17 protein-coding genes and 1 riboswitch are annotated in these 16,087 nt (G+C 56.0%); of the genes, 11 read left to right on the top strand and 6 right to left on the bottom strand.

Features of this window, described 5'->3' with window-relative positions; all coding sequences use genetic code 11:
• Positions 1 to 3 precede the first annotated feature (3 nt).
• The 7 genes from fliL to RT197_RS11440 all read left to right on the top strand — a co-directional run bounded on the left by fliL (position 4) and on the right by RT197_RS11440 (position 5,907).
• Positions 4 to 486 carry a flagellar basal body-associated FliL family protein gene (gene fliL / locus RT197_RS11470; RefSeq protein ID WP_312950591.1) on the top strand — a complete coding sequence of 161 codons (483 nt, stop codon included), beginning with the start codon at positions 4 to 6 and terminating at the stop codon, positions 484 to 486.
• Between the two features lie 27 nt (positions 487 to 513).
• Positions 514 to 1,227, top strand: coding sequence for a FliA/WhiG family RNA polymerase sigma factor (locus tag RT197_RS11465; RefSeq protein WP_312950588.1), 714 nt, complete (start codon positions 514 to 516; stop codon positions 1,225 to 1,227).
• 49 nt (positions 1,228 to 1,276) lie between these two features.
• Positions 1,277 to 2,143, top strand: coding sequence for a flagellar motor stator protein MotA (motA, locus tag RT197_RS11460; RefSeq protein WP_312950585.1), 867 nt, complete (start codon positions 1,277 to 1,279; stop codon positions 2,141 to 2,143).
• Positions 2,143 to 3,135: a putative lateral flagellar export/assembly protein LafU gene (gene lafU, locus RT197_RS11455; RefSeq protein WP_409529690.1), complete on the top strand. Its 993-nt coding sequence runs from the start codon at positions 2,143 to 2,145 to the stop codon at positions 3,133 to 3,135. The genes motA and lafU overlap by 1 nt, the downstream gene beginning before the upstream one ends.
• Before the next feature lie 124 nt (positions 3,136 to 3,259).
• Positions 3,260 to 3,356: riboswitch (TPP riboswitch) on the top strand.
• Between the two features lie 35 nt (positions 3,357 to 3,391).
• Positions 3,392 to 4,180, top strand: a complete 789-nt coding sequence (thiM, locus tag RT197_RS11450; protein ID WP_312950582.1) for a hydroxyethylthiazole kinase — start codon at positions 3,392 to 3,394, stop codon at positions 4,178 to 4,180.
• A complete protein-coding gene (gene thiD, locus RT197_RS11445) occupies positions 4,177 to 4,977 on the top strand; it encodes a bifunctional hydroxymethylpyrimidine kinase/phosphomethylpyrimidine kinase (RefSeq protein ID WP_312950580.1) in 801 nt (266 codons plus the stop codon). The genes thiM and thiD overlap by 4 nt, the downstream gene beginning before the upstream one ends.
• 183 nt (positions 4,978 to 5,160) lie before the next feature.
• Positions 5,161 to 5,907, top strand: coding sequence for a GntR family transcriptional regulator (locus RT197_RS11440; protein ID WP_312951222.1), 747 nt, complete (start codon positions 5,161 to 5,163; stop codon positions 5,905 to 5,907).
• On the opposite strand, the gene RT197_RS11435 is transcribed toward RT197_RS11440, so the two are convergent.
• The 3 genes from RT197_RS11435 to RT197_RS11425 form a co-directional block, all read right to left on the bottom strand.
• Positions 5,881 to 6,846, bottom strand: coding sequence for a PfkB family carbohydrate kinase (locus RT197_RS11435; protein ID WP_312950577.1), 966 nt, complete (start codon positions 6,844 to 6,846; stop codon positions 5,881 to 5,883). The two genes, RT197_RS11440 and RT197_RS11435, sit on opposite strands and share 27 nt — an antisense overlap.
• A complete protein-coding gene (locus RT197_RS11430) occupies positions 6,843 to 7,847 on the bottom strand; it encodes an ADP-ribosylglycohydrolase family protein (protein ID WP_312950574.1) in 1,005 nt (334 codons plus the stop codon). The genes RT197_RS11435 and RT197_RS11430 overlap by 4 nt, the downstream gene beginning before the upstream one ends.
• An 81-nt stretch (positions 7,848 to 7,928) precedes the next feature.
• Positions 7,929 to 9,203 carry a nucleoside permease gene (locus RT197_RS11425; RefSeq protein ID WP_312950571.1) on the bottom strand — a complete coding sequence of 425 codons (1,275 nt, stop codon included), beginning with the start codon at positions 9,201 to 9,203 and terminating at the stop codon, positions 7,929 to 7,931.
• A gap of 251 nt (positions 9,204 to 9,454) precedes the next feature.
• Between RT197_RS11425 and fbaB the strand changes: the two genes are divergently transcribed.
• The gene (gene fbaB, locus RT197_RS11420) at positions 9,455 to 10,507 is read left to right on the top strand and encodes a class I fructose-bisphosphate aldolase (RefSeq protein WP_312950568.1); all 1,053 of its coding nucleotides are present in this window, start codon (positions 9,455 to 9,457) and stop codon (positions 10,505 to 10,507) included.
• A 42-nt stretch (positions 10,508 to 10,549) separates the two neighbouring features.
• Here the strand turns inward: fbaB and RT197_RS11415 are convergent, their stop codons facing one another.
• Together RT197_RS11415 and RT197_RS11410 are read right to left on the bottom strand one after the other, a co-directional pair.
• Positions 10,550 to 12,160: an FGGY-family carbohydrate kinase gene (locus RT197_RS11415; protein WP_312950566.1), complete on the bottom strand. Its 1,611-nt coding sequence runs from the start codon at positions 12,158 to 12,160 to the stop codon at positions 10,550 to 10,552.
• A gap of 19 nt (positions 12,161 to 12,179) precedes the next feature.
• Positions 12,180 to 12,929: an SDR family oxidoreductase gene (locus RT197_RS11410; RefSeq protein WP_312950563.1), complete on the bottom strand. Its 750-nt coding sequence runs from the start codon at positions 12,927 to 12,929 to the stop codon at positions 12,180 to 12,182.
• Positions 12,930 to 13,172: 243 nt separating this feature from the next.
• Here RT197_RS11410 and RT197_RS11405 point away from each other — a divergent pair, with 243 nt between their 5' ends.
• Positions 13,173 to 14,186: a substrate-binding domain-containing protein gene (locus RT197_RS11405; protein ID WP_312950562.1), complete on the top strand. Its 1,014-nt coding sequence runs from the start codon at positions 13,173 to 13,175 to the stop codon at positions 14,184 to 14,186.
• A 7-nt stretch (positions 14,187 to 14,193) separates the two neighbouring features.
• Here RT197_RS11405 and RT197_RS11400 read toward each other — a convergent pair whose 3' ends face one another.
• Positions 14,194 to 15,135, bottom strand: a complete 942-nt coding sequence (locus RT197_RS11400; RefSeq protein ID WP_312950559.1) for a sugar-binding transcriptional regulator — start codon at positions 15,133 to 15,135, stop codon at positions 14,194 to 14,196.
• Positions 15,136 to 15,406: 271 nt separating this feature from the next.
• On the opposite strand from RT197_RS11400, the gene yefM reads away from it, so the two are divergent.
• Positions 15,407 to 15,658: a YoeB-YefM toxin-antitoxin system antitoxin YefM gene (gene yefM, locus RT197_RS11395; protein ID WP_312950556.1), complete on the top strand. Its 252-nt coding sequence runs from the start codon at positions 15,407 to 15,409 to the stop codon at positions 15,656 to 15,658.
• On the top strand, positions 15,655 to 15,909 hold the full coding sequence (gene yoeB, locus RT197_RS11390; protein WP_224330706.1) for a type II toxin-antitoxin system mRNA interferase toxin YoeB: 255 nt from the start codon (positions 15,655 to 15,657) through the stop codon (positions 15,907 to 15,909). The genes yefM and yoeB overlap by 4 nt, the downstream gene beginning before the upstream one ends.
• The last annotated feature ends 178 nt before the right edge of the window (positions 15,910 to 16,087 follow it).

Here is a 16,087-nt window from a genome sequence, read left to right as displayed (position 1 = left end):
GAAATGAAAAAAATAATCTTAGCCGGAATATTCAGTGCAGTGACTGCTGCAATTGTGGGCGGCGGTGTCGCATGGGGTGTCATTCATTACATGCAAAATTCTTCTTCAGTGGCGGCGAGTAATACAGAGAGCAGGCCTCAGGTTGAGGAAGTAAAAGTGAAAGACGGGAGTAAGAGTCTCTTTGTTTCACTGCCTGAGTCTGTTGTGACGTTACATGATGACGAAAATGACAATCATTATATGCTGGTAGAGTTGGCGATGGTGGCTGATGACGAACAAAACTCAAAGAGAATCCTCGCAGATGAGCCGCTGTATCAAAGTATTGTTGTGTCAACATTATCAGAAATGAAATATGAAAATGTAAGAACGTTAAAAATCAGTGACATTAAAGAAATATTGCTTAACACCATGAATAAAGAAGTTCAGGCCAGGGGTATACCCATTCCCTGGTCGGATATTTTAGTGAAGAAAGTTGTGTTCCAGTAATATTGGCGAAGGTTCGGAAATAATACGATGCAAGTAGCCTACGATATGCAGGAATTTCAGGCATTGCCTTCATTGACGCCAGAGGAAGAGAACCATTATCTACAGGCTTATCTTCCGTTGGTGCGTAAAGTGGTGCGTCAGCTTGCACCGCAGTGTACCGCAGTCATGGACAGGCAAGATATGGAACAGGTTGCGCTTATGGGGTTACTGAGCGCAATTCGTCGTTACGGCCTGCCCGATGAAGGTTTTGGCGGATACGCCGCGCAGCGTATTCGTGGGGCAATTCTTGATGAACTCAGAAGCCTTGACTGGCGGCCGCGCCAGTTGCGGCAAAAGTTCCATCATATCAATGATGTTATTCGTGCACTCAGGCGAACGCTTGGCCGCGATCCGCAGACCCAGGAGCTGGAAGCTGAAGGGGTCACCGCTGCCGATTATCGAGAATATCTTAGTCTTGAAGGCGCAAATACGCTCGCCAGTCTGGATGAACTCCTTTGCAGCGATGACCGTTCTTTACCGCTTCAGGGGCGCAAACTCGAAGAGCAGGTGATGACTCAGCATATGCTGAGTAAGGCCCTGACACAGTTATCAGAAAAAGAAAGACACATTCTTTCTTTGTATTACCAGCAGGATATGAACTTAAAAGAAATATCACTGGTGCTGGGTTTGACAGAGGCAAGGATTTGTCAGTTGAACAAAAAAATTGCCGAAAAACTCAAAGAGTATTTCTTTCAGAGTTGAATTTTATTGAATAAATATGAGCCTGATAGTCGGGCTCGCAGAGGATATCATGCAAAAAATATTTGGTTTATTCGTTGTTCTTGGTTGCGTGTTTGGTGGCTATTTTGAATCAGGTGGTCAACTTGTTGCTATTTGGCAGCCTGCGGAAATTGTTATTATTTTAGGTGCCGGATTTGGTGCGATGATTATTGGCAATCCTCTGCATGTGTTAAAAGAAATTGTTCACCAGATTAAAGGTGTTTTAACTAAAAAGAATATGGGGCCGGAGTTTCAGCGCCAGTTGTTAATGTGTCTTTATGAACTTCTGGAAATGGTACAGTCCGGGGGGCTACGTGTTCTTGACCAACATATTGAACAACCGGAAGAGAGTCTGTTATTTCAGAAACATCCTCTGATCCTCAAACAAAAACGTCTGGTGGCTTTTATCTCAGATAACTTTCGATTGATGGCAATGGGTAAAATTGAGGCGCATGAACTCGAAGGGATTATCGATCAGGAACTGGCTGCGGTAGAAGATGAATTGATGGCGCCATCGCGTTCTCTGGCGCGTACAGCTGAAGCTATGCCCGGGTTTGGTATCTGTGCTGCGGTGCTGGGGATTATTATCACCATGCAGTCCATTGATGGCTCCATTGCCCTGATTGGTTTAAAAGTGGCGGCGGCGCTGGTGGGAACATTCCTTGGGGTCTTTTTCTGTTACTGCTTTATGGACCCACTGGCGAACGCCATGGAGCAACAGGCGCGTGCGGAACACTCACTGCTGGAATGTGTGCGTACTGTACTGGTTGCTCAGGCAGGGGGAAAACCGACGCTGCTGGCTGTGGATGCTGGACGTAAGCTCCTGCATCTTGCCTCCAAACCGACCTTTGCGAATCTGGACGCGTGGGTTAATGCGATGCTGGAGACAGAGGAATAATGCGCCAATCGAACAGACGCGGTCGGGATCAAAAGACCACGATTATCCGGCGGCAAATAAAAAAGAGCCACGGCGGTCATCATGGGGGAGCATGGAAAGTGGCCTTTGCGGATTTTACCCTGGCGATGATGGCGCTGTTTATGACCCTGTGGATTGTTAACAGCGTCAGTAAAAAAGATCGTGAAAGTATTGTTGCAGCGCTTCATGGACACTCCATTTTTAATGGCGGGGGTATCGCTCCGCTCAACAACCTGGGTAAGAAACATATTGTTAATGGCACTAACAGCCGGGGAAATAAGCAAGGGGCCAACAGCGATAAAGTGCTGAGCGCCCGGGTCGATGAGGATAGCGCCAAAAAAGCGCTGGACACGACGAAGAAAATGGCGCTGTTGAAACAGAAATCTGTCAGAGAATTGGGTGAACTGGCAACCAGCATTAACGATATTGCGCTCAGGGCGCATATGGAATCTAACCTTGAGATGGAAATTGTGCCACAAGGTCTGCGCATCCTGATCAAAGACAATAAGAATCGCAGTATGTTTGAACGGGGAAGCGCCAAAATCATGCCGTTCTTCAGCGCGTTGCTCACCGAACTGACGCCCATTTTTGACTCTCTGGATAATAAAATCATTATCACGGGCCACACGGACGCGATGCAGTATAAGCAGAATGCCTACAACAACTGGAACCTCTCCGGTGACCGGGCGCTGTCGGCCAGGCGGGTGCTGGAACAGGCGGGGATGCCAACGGACAAAGTGATGCAGGTGAGTGCAATGGCCGACCAAATGCTGCTGGATACCAAAGATCCTACCGGTGCTAATAATCGCCGTATCGAAATTATGGTGCTCACTCAGTCAGCCTCCGACACGCTGTATCAGTTCTTTGGCGCGCAAGGAGAGAAAATTGTCAAGCCAATAGCCAGCCAACTGGAGGCGGGCGAAAAGCCACATATTGCGCTACCTGCGTTGAAAATACAAAACAAGCACGGATGAAGGAGCACACCCCGTCGTTTTTTCTTATGGCTATTTAATTTTACCTTGTTTAAATAGCCTTACAGTACAAACTTGCATCACCAGGCGACTTCCCCTAAGCTGGTCATTAATAAAGAAATGTAATCTACATGACTCGGGGTGCCCTTCTGCGTGAAGGCTGAGAAATACCCGTATTACCTGATCTGGATAATGCCAGCGTAGGGAAGTCTGACTCCTGTACAGAAGTCCTTCTTCAGCGTCTGGCAGGAGCATAACTATGCAACCTGACCTGCACAGCCGCACCGCTGCGGCGCACGCGTTACCTCTTTTCCGTCGTCGTTCCCCGCTTGTTCACTGCATGACAAATGACGTCGTGCAAACCTTTACCGCCAACGTCCTGCTGGCGCTGGGCGCATCCCCGGCGATGGTGATTGATGCGCAGGAGGCCGCGCAGTTTGCGGCAATCGCCGATGCGCTGCTGATAAACGTCGGCACCCTGACCGAAGAGCGCGCGCAGGCCATGCGGGCGGCGGTCATCAGCGCCAGCGCCGCGCAAAAACCCTGGACTCTCGATCCGGTGGCGGTCGGTGCACTGACCCTGCGCAGCCGCTTTTGCCATGAGCTGTTAACGCTGCGGCCCGCCGCCATTCGCGGTAATGCGTCGGAGATCCTTGCCCTCGCCGGAGCCAGCGCGGGCGGACGCGGAGTGGATACCACCGACACGGCAGCGGCGGCGCTGCCTGCTGCTCAGGATCTGGGGCGGTCGTTCTCGACGATTGTGGTCGTGACGGGCGAAGTGGATTACATCACCGACGGTCAGCGCACGCTGGCGGTCAGCGGCGGTAATGCGCTGATGACCCGCGTGGTGGGTACCGGCTGCGCGCTCTCCGCCGTGGTTGCCGCCAGCGGTGCGCTACCCGGTGACCGGCTTAGCAACGTGGCCTCTGCCTGCGCCTGGTTCAAACAGGCCGGATCGCAGGCTGCCGGACACAGCGGCGGCCCCGGCAGTTTTATTCCGGCCTTTCTTGATGCGCTGTGGACGCTGGAAGGGGAGGTGCAGGCATGAAACGAATCAACGCATTAACCATTGCCGGAACCGATCCCAGCGGCGGCGCGGGCATTCAGGCCGATCTGAAAACCTTCTCGGCGCTCGGCGCTTACGGCTGTTCGGTTATTACCGCGCTGGTGGCGCAGAATACCCGTGGCGTACAGTCGGTGTATCGCATCGAGCCGGATTTCGTCGCCGCGCAGCTTGATTCGGTCTTCAGCGATGTGCGCATCGATACCACCAAAATTGGGATGCTGGCGGAAACCGATATCGTTGAGGCGGTAGCGGAGCGTCTTCAGCGCTACCAGATCAAAAACGTAGTGCTGGATACGGTCATGCTGGCAAAAAGCGGCGATCCGCTGCTTTCTGCGTCGGCGGTCGCCACTCTGCGCAGCCGTCTGCTGCCGCAGGTTTCACTGATCACCCCCAACCTGCCGGAAGCCGCCGCGCTGCTGGATGCGCCTCATGCCCGCACCGAGCGGGAAATGCTGGAACAGGGCCGGGCGTTGCTGGCGCTGGGCTGCGGTGCGGTGCTGATGAAAGGCGGGCATCTCGACGACGCCGAAAGCCCGGACTGGCTGTTTACCCCTGACGGCGAACAGCGGTTTACCGCCCCGCGGGTGAATACCAAAAACACCCACGGCACCGGCTGCACGCTTTCTGCGGCGCTGGCCGCGCTGCGCCCGCGCCATTCCCGTTGGGCCGACACGGTGCAGCAGGCCAAAAGCTGGCTTTCTGCGGCGCTGGCGCAGGCCGATACGCTGGAGGTCGGGGAGGGAATTGGCCCGGTGCATCATTTTCACGCGTGGTGGTAGGCATTCGGCTCCCGGCGACTGATTAACCCGGCAAATGTGTGGGTATCCCCGGCACCTGCGACGGGGGCAGCCAATATCAGGATGAGCGCGGGCCGGGTAAGCACGGGCTGGCGGTCAAGAAAATGCTCAGATTTTGACGCGCGTGATATACTGCCAGCAGACCCGGACATGGAAAAAAGACAAATGGAACAAGCGCATATCCAGCTGATTGAGCAGCTAAATGAGCGAATGACGGCGGCGGATAATACACCGCTGTACCTGAAATTTGCCGAGACGATAAAAAATGCCGTGCGCAGCGGCGGGCTGGCGCACGGCAATATTTTGCCTGGCGAGCGCGATCTCAGCCAGTTGACCGGCGTTTCGCGCATTACCGTGCGCAAGGCTATGCAAACCCTGGAAGAAGAGGGCGTCGTGACGCGGGCGCGAGGCTACGGGACGCAAATCAATAATATCTTTGAATATTCGCTGAAGGAGGCGCGCGGCTTTTCCCAACAGGTGGTGCTGCTCGGCAAAAAGCCGGATACCCTGTGGGTGAATAAGCGTATCGTTCCCTGCCCGGAAGAGGTGGCGCAGCGGCTGGCGATTGAGACCAACAGCGACGTGTTCATGCTCAGGCGCATTCGCTATGTTGATGATGAGGCGGTGTCGATTGAAGAGTCGTGGGTGCCCACGCATCTTATTCACGATGTCGATGCGATCGGCGTTTCACTGTATGAGTATTTTCGCAGTCAGCATATTTTCCCTCTGCGTACGCGTTCATGGGTCAGCGCACGCATGCCGGATGCCGAGTTTCAGTCGCATATTAAGATGGATGACACCGTGCCGATGCTGGTGATCAAGCAGGTCGCGCTCGACCACCAGCAGCGGCCCATTGAATACAGCATCAGCCACTGCCGTAGCGATCTATACGTTTTCGTGTCGGAGGAGTAACTCCTCGCGCGTCGGCGCACAGTCGCCGCCGCGATGTCCCACCACCCATGAGGCCACCGCGTTGCCCAGCAGCACCGCATCGGCCAGCGACCAGCCGCTTGCCAGACCTGCCAGCGTACCGCCCGCGTGGCTGTCGCCCGCGCCGATGGTGTCCACCACCGTTGTCGGGAAAGCCGCCGCCGTACCCTGGCCTTCGGCGCTGAAATACCACGCGCCCGCTTTATCGTGACGCACGATCAGCGGCGAGCCGAATTTTTGCAGCCAGTCTTCACCAAACGCGGGCATTTCCGGGCGCAGGTTAAACGCTTCGGCGGCGATCTCTGCCTCCTGACGATTGAGCGAAATAATCGGCTGGCAGGCCATAATCCGCGCCATCAGCGGGGCGGGGATATCGGCGATGCGCGGGCCAAAATCGATAAACGGCGTCACTTCCTGCAACGTTTCCAGCCAGCCGACCAGCAGCTCACCGCAGGACGAGGCGAGCTGGTAGCCGGAAAGTGAAACCAGACTGCCCGGTGCGACGTCAAGCCGGGCCAGCCAGTCGGCATTCCACGCATTTTCCACGCCGCTGAAGGACATAAACGTGCGCTCGCCGTCCGGCTCGACCAGCGCCAGGCACCAGCCGTTGTCGCCGCTGGCGTTATCGATCAGGCTGGTCAGCCCCTCTTTTGCCAGATTATTGCGCACGATCTCTGCCCACACTCCCCGGCCGAGCGGCAGCGCGTTGTTGGCGGCGACGCCCAGCCGCTTCAGCGCCACGGCGATATTTAACGCGCAGCCGCCGATATTGACGCTTTGCTGCTTAAGTTCAATATCGCAGCCGCGCCACGGCAGGGCGTAGGCGTCGGCAATCACATCAATGACCGCCGCACCGACCACCGTCACCGGACGGCGCGCGCGCAGGGTCGCCAGTTTATCCGTCAGCGTCGGCGCATTCATGCTTCCTCCCGTTGTTGGCGAAAGCGCATCAGGGCATCGGCGTAGCGCGTGAAATCAAGCTGATTGACGTCGTCCAGCTCCTGCTTCAACGCCGGATCGATCGCCCCGACGCCCTGCAACGCGCCGCAAATGGCGGTCGCCATTGCCCCGATGGTGTCGGTGTCGCCGCCAAGGTTGGCGCACAAAATAGCGCAGCGGTTAGGATCGGTTTGCGCCAGTTCAACCATCGCAATGGCGCAGGAAACCGACTCCAGGGTGCTGGTGCCAGCGCCGACCTGCTGATACAGCGCTTCGCTGGCGGATTCGGTGCCATCCGCCTCGCGAACGATTTTCAACGCCAGCTCCAGACGCGCCGCCAGCGAGGCGCTGAAGGTAGTGATGCGTTTTTCCTGCGCGTGGCGGGCGAGGGCGGGCAGGGCATCGACAATACGCGACCAGGGTTCGCCGTCAATGGCGCGGGAAATCGCCCACGCCACGACTACCGCCCCGGCAATGGCCAGATCCGATTTGTGCGTCGGGCTGGAGGCCAGCGCCACGTCGTCAATAAACGCGTCCACGTCGCGCGCCGGAAGCAGGCAGCCGAGCGGGGAGACGCGCATCGCCGCCCCGTTGGTGACGCCGTTGTTTTCCAGTTCAGCCACCGGTTTGCCGTCGCGGATCGCCTTCAGGGCGATTTTTGACGTCGGGCCGAGGACGTTTTTATTAAAGGCGTCAAAGCGCAGCGCCCAGTCCAGGATATTACGGCCAATCAGATCCGGGTCAATTTGCCCGTCGCGCGCCAGCAGCGCATCCGCCAGACACAGCGCCATTGACGTGTCGTCGGTAAACTCCGCGCGTTTAAAGTAGCAGGCGGCGTTATTCTCCGCCGGACCCGGCAAAAACCGGTCGATCCAGCCAAAATGCGCCTTCACCCGCGAGCGCGGCCACAGTTCTGATGGCATCCCCATCGCATCCCCTAACGCCTGCCCGTAAAGAGCACCGAGAATACGTTCTGATTTCATTTAGATTCCCCTCGTGTTAACGCAATATCGCGCGTCGGTGATTACCTTTCCACTTCATCTTTCAGGCTGCCTGGGGGCGACTTACTCACTTGCCGCCTTCATGTCGCCTGAATGATTTTGTGGATTTATTGCGGTAATTTCTTTATCCGACTCGCGGAACAACCACATAAACAGAACGGCGATGATCGCAATCATAATGCCGCCGAATGCCCACATCCCTGACCAGTTAAAGGTCAGACCGTTCACCGGTTCCGGGTAGGCAAACATTTTTTCCATCATCACCCCGCCCAGGCGGTAGCCCAGCAGGCTACCAAAGCCCTGACAGCAAAGGGTGATCAGACCCTGTGCAGCGGTGCGCATATGCACCGGCGCTTTTTTATCGACGTAGATATAAGCCGTGACGTAGTAAAAGTCGTAGCTCACGCCGTGCAGCAAAATGCCGAGGAACAGCAGGCCGTAGGTGAAATACTGATCCGCGCCGCCGTAGACAAAAAAGCCATAGCGAATCGCCGCCGTGATAAGACCTAATAACAATACCTTTTTGATACCAAAGCGCCGGGTAAAGAACGGCAGCGCCAGCATAAAGAAGATTTCAGAGAACTGTCCGAGCGTCATCCAGCCGGTGGCGTTTTTCATGCCGACTTCGGTGAGATAGCCGTTGGCGAAGATGTAATAAAACGCCAGCGGCATCGCAAACAGGAACGAGCAGACGAAAAAGACGAGGAAGTTGCGGTCGCGCAGCAGGATCAGCGCATCCAGTCCCAGCATCACCCGGAAATTCAGTTTGCCAGTGCTTTTCGGCGGCGTATCCGGCAGGAAGAAGGCAAATACCCCCAGCAGCGCCGAGCTGGCGGCGGTGATCAGCAGCGGAATATTGGTTGGTGAAATATCGCTGTAGCCCAGCCACTGCGGCAGGAAACCGCACGCCACGCCGGAGGCGATCCAGCCGATAGTACCCATCACGCGAATGCGCGGGAAGTCGCGCTCCACGTCCGGGACGTTGGCAAAAGCGATGCTGTTGGTCAGCGCAATGGTTGGCATATAGGTCAGTGAGTAGGCCAGCAGCAGCGGGAAGAATCCGGCGAAGGTGGTTTGCTGCGCGGCGAAGTAAATCAGCACCGCTCCGACAAACATCAACAGCGCCAGCACCTTTTGCGCCGAGAAAAAGCGGTCGGTCAGCGAGCCGACGAGGATCGGCGAGAGGATGGCGGCGATAGCGGTACAGGCGTAGGACCAGCCAATTTCCCCGGCGGTAAAGCCGCTTTTACTCAGCCAGAGCCACAGAGGAACAAACCATGCGCCCCAGATAAACCATTCAATGAACATCATGAACGACAGCTTTACTGTAGTTTTCATCTTTAAATCCTTCATGACAGGTAAGGTACGCTTTAACAATACCATTCAATAATACCTTTTAAATACCTTTGAGACGAAAGTATGACCGACTTAACATTTTATCGTTCAGCATAACTGCCAGCACGCGCGGGCAAAAAGTGCCTGAAAGATGGAAAAATGCGCAACCCGGGACCAGACTTACCACTGCCCGCACAAGGCGGGGCAGGACAATCCACATCCGACGCGATGTCGGAATAAACGGGAGAAACGCTATGACTGATATTGCGCAGTTGCTTGGCAAAGACGCCGACAGCCTGTTACAGCATCGTTGTATAACCATTCCAGCCGACCAGCTTCAGCTACCAGGACACGACTACGTTGATCGTGTGATGATCGATAACAATCGCCCGCCAGCAGTGCTGCGAAATATGCAGACCCTGTATAATACCGGGCGTCTGGCAGGCACCGGCTATCTCTCTATATTACCGGTTGATCAGGGCGTTGAGCACTCTGCCGGTGCCTCTTTTGCGGCCAATCCGCTCTATTTTGATCCGAAGAACATTGTCGAACTGGCGCTGGAGGCGGGATGTAACTGCGTGGCCTCCACTTACGGGGTACTGGCGTCGGTATCGCGTCGCTATGCGCACCGCATTCCCTTTCTGGTGAAACTGAATCATAACGAAACCTTAAGCTATCCCACCGAATACGATCAGACCTTATACGCCAGCGTTGAGCAGGCTTTTAACATGGGGGCAGTGGCGGTTGGGGCGACGATTTACTTTGGCTCTGAGCAGTCGCGCCGCCAGATTGAGGAAATCTCTGCGGCCTTTGAACGCGCGCACGAACTGGGGCTGGTGACAGTGCTGTGGGCCTATCTGCGTAATTCCGCGTTTAAAAAAGACGGCGTGGATTACCACGTTTCCGCCGACCTGACCGGACAGGCTAACCACCTCGCCGCCACCATTGGCGCGGATATCGTGAAACAGAAAATGGCAGAAAATAACGGCGGCTACAAAGCGGTTAACTTCGGCTACACCGACGACCGGGTTTACAGCAAGCTGACCAGCGACAACCCGATCGATCTGGTGCGCTACCAGCTGGCGAACTGCTATATGGGCCGCGCCGGATTGATTAACTCCGGCGGCGCGGACGGCGGCGAAACCGATTTAACCGACGCGGTGCGCACGGCGGTGATCAACAAGCGCGCCGGGGGGATGGGGCTGATTCTGGGACGTAAAGCCTTTAAGAAATCCATGGCGGACGGCGTGAAGCTGATTAACGCCGTCCAGGATGTATATTTAAACGCGAAGGTGACGATTGCCTGATGTGGATGCCCGGCGGTGGTCGTGCCGCCGGGCAACGGCAGGTCAAAACGCGCGCAGTTTTCGCGCGGTGTCCTGAAGCAGTTTGTACGCCTCGTAGCGCTGCTGGTGGCACCTCTGATGCGCCGTGTCGGGATCGTACTGCTTGTCCAGCACCGTAAAGCGCGACATCGCTTCCGGCACCGATGGGGAAACGTCGCCCGCCACCGCACCGAGGATCGCTGAACCCAGCAGCACCGGCTCGCTGGATACCGTGGTCAGGATCGGCAGACCGCAGGCATCCGCCAGCAGTTGACGCACCAGCGGATTCTGCCCCGCGCCGCCGCTAATCACGATTTTCCCGGTTTCAATACCGTTCTCTGACTGCGCTTCAAGGATTTGCCGCAGTCCGTAGCCGATCCCGCACAGCCCGGCGACGTACAGCGCCACCAGATTATCGAGATCCCGTTCCATCCCCAGCCCGGCAATCGCGGCCCGCGCGTGCGGATCGGCAAACGGCGCGCGGTTGCCTAAAAACTCCGGCACCACATGCAGCCCCTGCGCCAGCTCCACCGCCTGCGATGGCGAGACCACGCTTTTTAGCGCCCGATCGGCGAGGAACACCGGCAGCGATACGCCCGCCGCTTTCGCCCGTTCGCTGGCTTCGGCAGCAGCAGGGTGGAAGGCGATAAGCTGGTCGATCGCCGCGCCCGCCGCGCTCTGCCCGCCTTCATTCAGCCACAGCCCCGGCACCATCGCCGAGTAATACGGCCCCCACACGCCGGGCACAAATACCGGTTTCCCGGTGGACATCATGGTGCAGGCGGAGGTGCCGAACACCCAGGCCATATTGTGCAGCGCCCCGCGATCGACCCCGGCGGTGCCAATGCCGCCCGCGTGAGCGTCAATCATACCGATGGCGACCGGCGTCCCGACGCGCAGGCCCATTTCATCGGCGGCTTCCAGCGTCAGACCGTTACCGCACGGCGTGCCCGGCTCACGAATGCGCTGACCAATCCGCGCGAAATCCTCGTCGGCCAGTTCCTGTAAACCAATGGTGTGGAAGTAATCAGGGTCCCAGCGCTTTTCATGCGCCAGATAGGTCCATTTACAGGTCACGGTACAGGTCGAGCGCGCCAGATCGCCGGTGGCTCGCCAGGTCAGAAAATCCGCCAGATCGAAGAACTGCCACGCGCGATCGTAGATTTTTCGCCGGTGCTCTTTCAGCCAGAGGATTTTCGGCGTTTCCATTTCCGGGGAAATTTTACCGCCAACGTACTGCAACACCGGATGTGCCGTCTGGTTAATCCGTTCCGCCTGCGCGGTGGCCCGGTGATCCATCCAGACAATGACGTTACGGTCGGCTTCCTCCGAAGGCCCGACCGGCAGCGGCCTGCCTTCGGCGTCCAGCACCACCAGCGAGCAGGTGGCATCAAAACCGATGCCCGCCACGCTTGCCGGGGCCGCGCCGGATTTGCTGACCGCCTCTTTAATGCACTGGCACACCGACTGCCAGATTTCGCGGCTGGACTGCTCAACAATCTGTCCCGCTTCGCGCCAGAGGGTGATCGGGCGGGTGGCATGGGCCAGCAGCGTACCGTTAAAATCGAAAATCCCGGCGCGCACGCTGCCTGAACCCACGTCCACGCCAATAATGGTTCTGTTATCTTGATTCATACAGGCTCCAGGGACCGGATCAGAGATCGACGCTGTTCGGCAGGATCACCAGATCGCGCACGGTAACGTTTTTCGAGCGCGTCACCATAAACAGCACCGCTTCCGCCACTTCAATCGGCTGCATCAGGCTGCCGTTGGCCAGCGCTTCGTCCATTTTGGCTTTCGGCCAGTCATCGAGCAGGGCGGTGACGACCGGTCCCGGCAGCACCGCGCCGACGCGAACGCCATGCTGCGCAACCTGGCGGCGAGTGGTATGCACAAATGCCTGTACCGCAAATTTTGAGGCGGTATAGATTGGCTCCCAAATCACCGGCACCATGCCCGCGATGGAGCTGGTGAACAGGATATCGCCGGATTTCTGCGCAATCATATGCGGCAGCACGGCGTGAACGCTGCGAAAAGCGGCGTTGATGTTGAGATTGAGCACCCGATCCCAGACGTCAGGAGCGCCCTCGGCCACCGGCCCGCCGATGTAGGCCCCGGCATTGGCATGGAAAATATCCAGCCCGCCCGCCAGCGTCAGAATGCCGTCCAGCATCCCGGAAACTTCCGCCGGTTTCAGCAGATCAACCTGTAGGGCGAAAGCGTTTTCGCCGATCTCCGCCACCAGCTTATTCAGCTTCTCGCCGTCGCGATCCACCAGCACGACTTTTGCTCCGGCGCGATGCAGCGTTCTGGCACATTCCAGGCCGATGCCGGAGGCGGCACCCGTGATAGCAGCGACTTTTCCTGCCAGCGGACGATTCATAGAAACAGTTGCGGAATTCATTTTATAATCCTTCATAAATCTGATGGATACGATCGGCTGCACCGAGGGTACAGTCGGGAGGTTTTTTATTTCTCACCGAATTAACTCGCTGAAAAATAAATATTTTTGCCGGGTTTTCGGCAATGTGTTGCGCGACGGCTTGCAAAATTGCGCCAGGTTGCGCAATCTGCTCAATCGATGAAGCTGATTTAGCATCTTCCTTTTGGCAAGCGCAAGTCTGGCGATTAACGGAGAGATATATTTGTGACAGAGGTCGGAAAAAGCAGGAAAACGACGATTTACGATCTGGCCGAACTGTCGGGCGTTTCCGCCAGTGCGGTCAGCGCCATCCTCAACGGTAACTGGAAGAAGCGGCGGATCAGCGCAAAGCTTGCCGAGAAAGTGACGCGCATCGCCCAGGAGCAGGGCTACGCGGTTAACCGTCAGGCCAGCCTGCTGCGCAGCAGTCGGTCAAAAATCATCGGTATGATTGTGCCGAAATACGACAACCGCTATTTCGGCTCCATTGTTGAAACCTTTGAAATGATGGCCCGCGAGCGCGGCCTGTTTCCCATCATCACCTGTACCCGCCGCGACCCGGCGCTGGAGCTGGAAGCCGCGCGCACCATGCTTTCATGGCAGGTGGACTGGATGATTGCGACCGGGGCCACCGACCCGGATAAAATTACCGAGCTTTGCGCCCAGGCGGGCGTGCCGACGCTGAATCTCGACCTGCCGGGCACGCTGGCTCCGTCGGTGATCTCGGATAACTATGCCGGGGCGAAAGAACTGACGCGGCGCATTCTGCGCAACAGCGAAAAACGCTACGGCGAAAAGCGCCCGCTGGTGTTTGTCGGCGGACGCGGGAGCGATCACAATACCCGCGAGCGCCTGCGCGGTTTTCGCGATGCGCATCAGGATGCCGGACTGACGCTGGCGGAAGAGCATCTGCTCGCCTGCGGCTATGCGCCGCAAAAGGCCGAACTGGCGCTGCGCACTTTTTTCAGCGAGCCGCGCGCGGATATCGGCGGGCTGTTCGTCAACTCGACGATTTCGCTGGAAGGAGTGGTGCGCTGGCTGACCCAGGCGGGCTACCGCGACGGTAATCAGCCGCCGATGGGCTGTTTTGACTGGGACCCGTTTGTCACCCTGCTGGGGCATGACATCGAAATGGTGCGCCAGGACGTCCCGGCGATGCTGGCAGCGGTATTTGAAATTATTGATGCGGGCCAGGCACCGGTTCAGCAGCGGGAAATCCCGCCGATTTTTGTTACCTGACCGGCGTTTAGTGGGTGAGCAGCCAGCGGGCGGTGCCTTCATCGGTGACCAGTCCGTTGATCCATCCGCCGGTGAGCGCGGCGAGGATCACCGGGCGTTTGTCGTCTCCGCAGGCCACGGCAATGCGCGGGCAGGTGTTGCGGCGAATGTCATAGCTGGTGATCAGCCGGTTGATATCTGACCCGGCAACCTGGCCTTCGGCGTCGATAAAACGACCGAGGATCTCGCCGATGGCCCCGTGCTGACGCAGCTCTTCCAGCTGTGCAAGGTTGATAAACCCGTCTTTGAAAATAGGGCTTTGGGTGCCGAGCGCGCCGATGCCGACGAAAATCGCATCCGCGTGATCCGCCACCGAGGTCACGCTTTCAAAAAGGCGATTGGTGGACCACATTTTATGTTCCGGCAACGACTTCGCATAGCGCGGGGCGGGCCATTGAAAATAGTTTGCCTGAATTTTACGCGCCAGCAGCAGGGGGACGTCATCGTAATAATTACACTGCCCGTTTTCGTCCATCGCGCTGATCAGCGCCACGCATTTGCTGTTTTTGCTTTCAAAATCAATACGCTTAATGGTTTTTTTCAGCGTCAGGCCGGAGCCGATGCCGATGATCTTCGCGCTTTCACCTTTCAGATACTGCGACATCACCTGATAGCAACCGAAAGAGACGCTATCCAGCGTTGATTCATTGGCGAACGCGGGCACGACGTTGCATTCATGAAGCTGATATTTTTCTTTCAGCAGCGAGGCGTAGTTCAGACAGGCGGCAATCGGGTGATTAAGGCCAATAGAAACAATGCCTTCCTCTTTGGCGGCCGCGATTAACCGCTGCACCACCGGACGAGAGGTGCCGAGCTGCGCCGCTATCTCGCTCTGGTTCTGCCCGGCAACATAATACATCCACGCTGCTCTGACCTTCTGGTCAAATCTGATGTCATCTTCTTTCATCAATTTTTTCAGTCTCTTACGTTAACAACGTGGCAACAATTTTTAACTGGCGTTATGAAAGTATTGTCGCTTTTGCCGATGAAGCAGGCAATGTTTTGTTCGATATTACTTACTGCTTTGTCGGGTGAGGATTTATTATTTAACCTACGACGGTGAGATCCATTCGCTCTGCGCGCAACTACCATCAACCAGCTCATTGAGCCTAATTTAAATTAATAAGTAGTTAATCGCCAACCATCATTGTACAATGAACGTTACAACAGAGGAGATTAACATGCGTACAATCAGCTATAGCGAAGCACGCCAGAATTTATCGGCAACGATGCTGAAAGCCGTTGAAGATAACGCCCCAATTCTTATTACTCGTCAGAACGGAGAGGCTTGTGTTCTTATGTCGCTCGAAGAATATAATTCTCTTGAAGAAACTGCGTATCTTTTGCGATCCCCTGCTAACGCCCGGAGATTGATGGATTCAATAGATAGCCTGAAATCAGGAAAAGGTACGGAAAAGGATATCATTGAGTGAAACTAACCTGGTCTGAGGAAGCATGGGATGATTATCTGTACTGGCAGGAAACAGATAAGCGAATGGTTAAAAAGATCAATGAACTCATCAAGGATACCCGTAGAACCCCGTTTGAAGGTAAAGGTAAACCAGAACCTCTGAAGCATAATCTCGCGGGGTTCTGGTCTCGACGAATTACAGAAGAACACCGGCTGGTATACGCAGTTACTGACGATTCACTGCTAATTGCAGCATGTCGTTACCACTATTGAGGCAGCGCCAAAAACAGTTGCTGCCTTACATCTTTCTACACCGTAGCGATTCAACATCCCGCCTTCCACCGCCCATGCACCATTGCATTTAAAGAGATTACTTCGCTCATTTTTGGTCAAAAGTATTTTTATTGGTCATTTGCTCTTTTGTGATCTGTCGCTCTATTTTAAATCAATT

It is taken from the genome of Superficieibacter sp., assembly GCF_032071645.1.
GTDB lineage: Bacteria > Pseudomonadota > Gammaproteobacteria > Enterobacterales > Enterobacteriaceae > Superficieibacter.
This window is presented reverse-complemented; position numbering and strand designations above follow the sequence as displayed.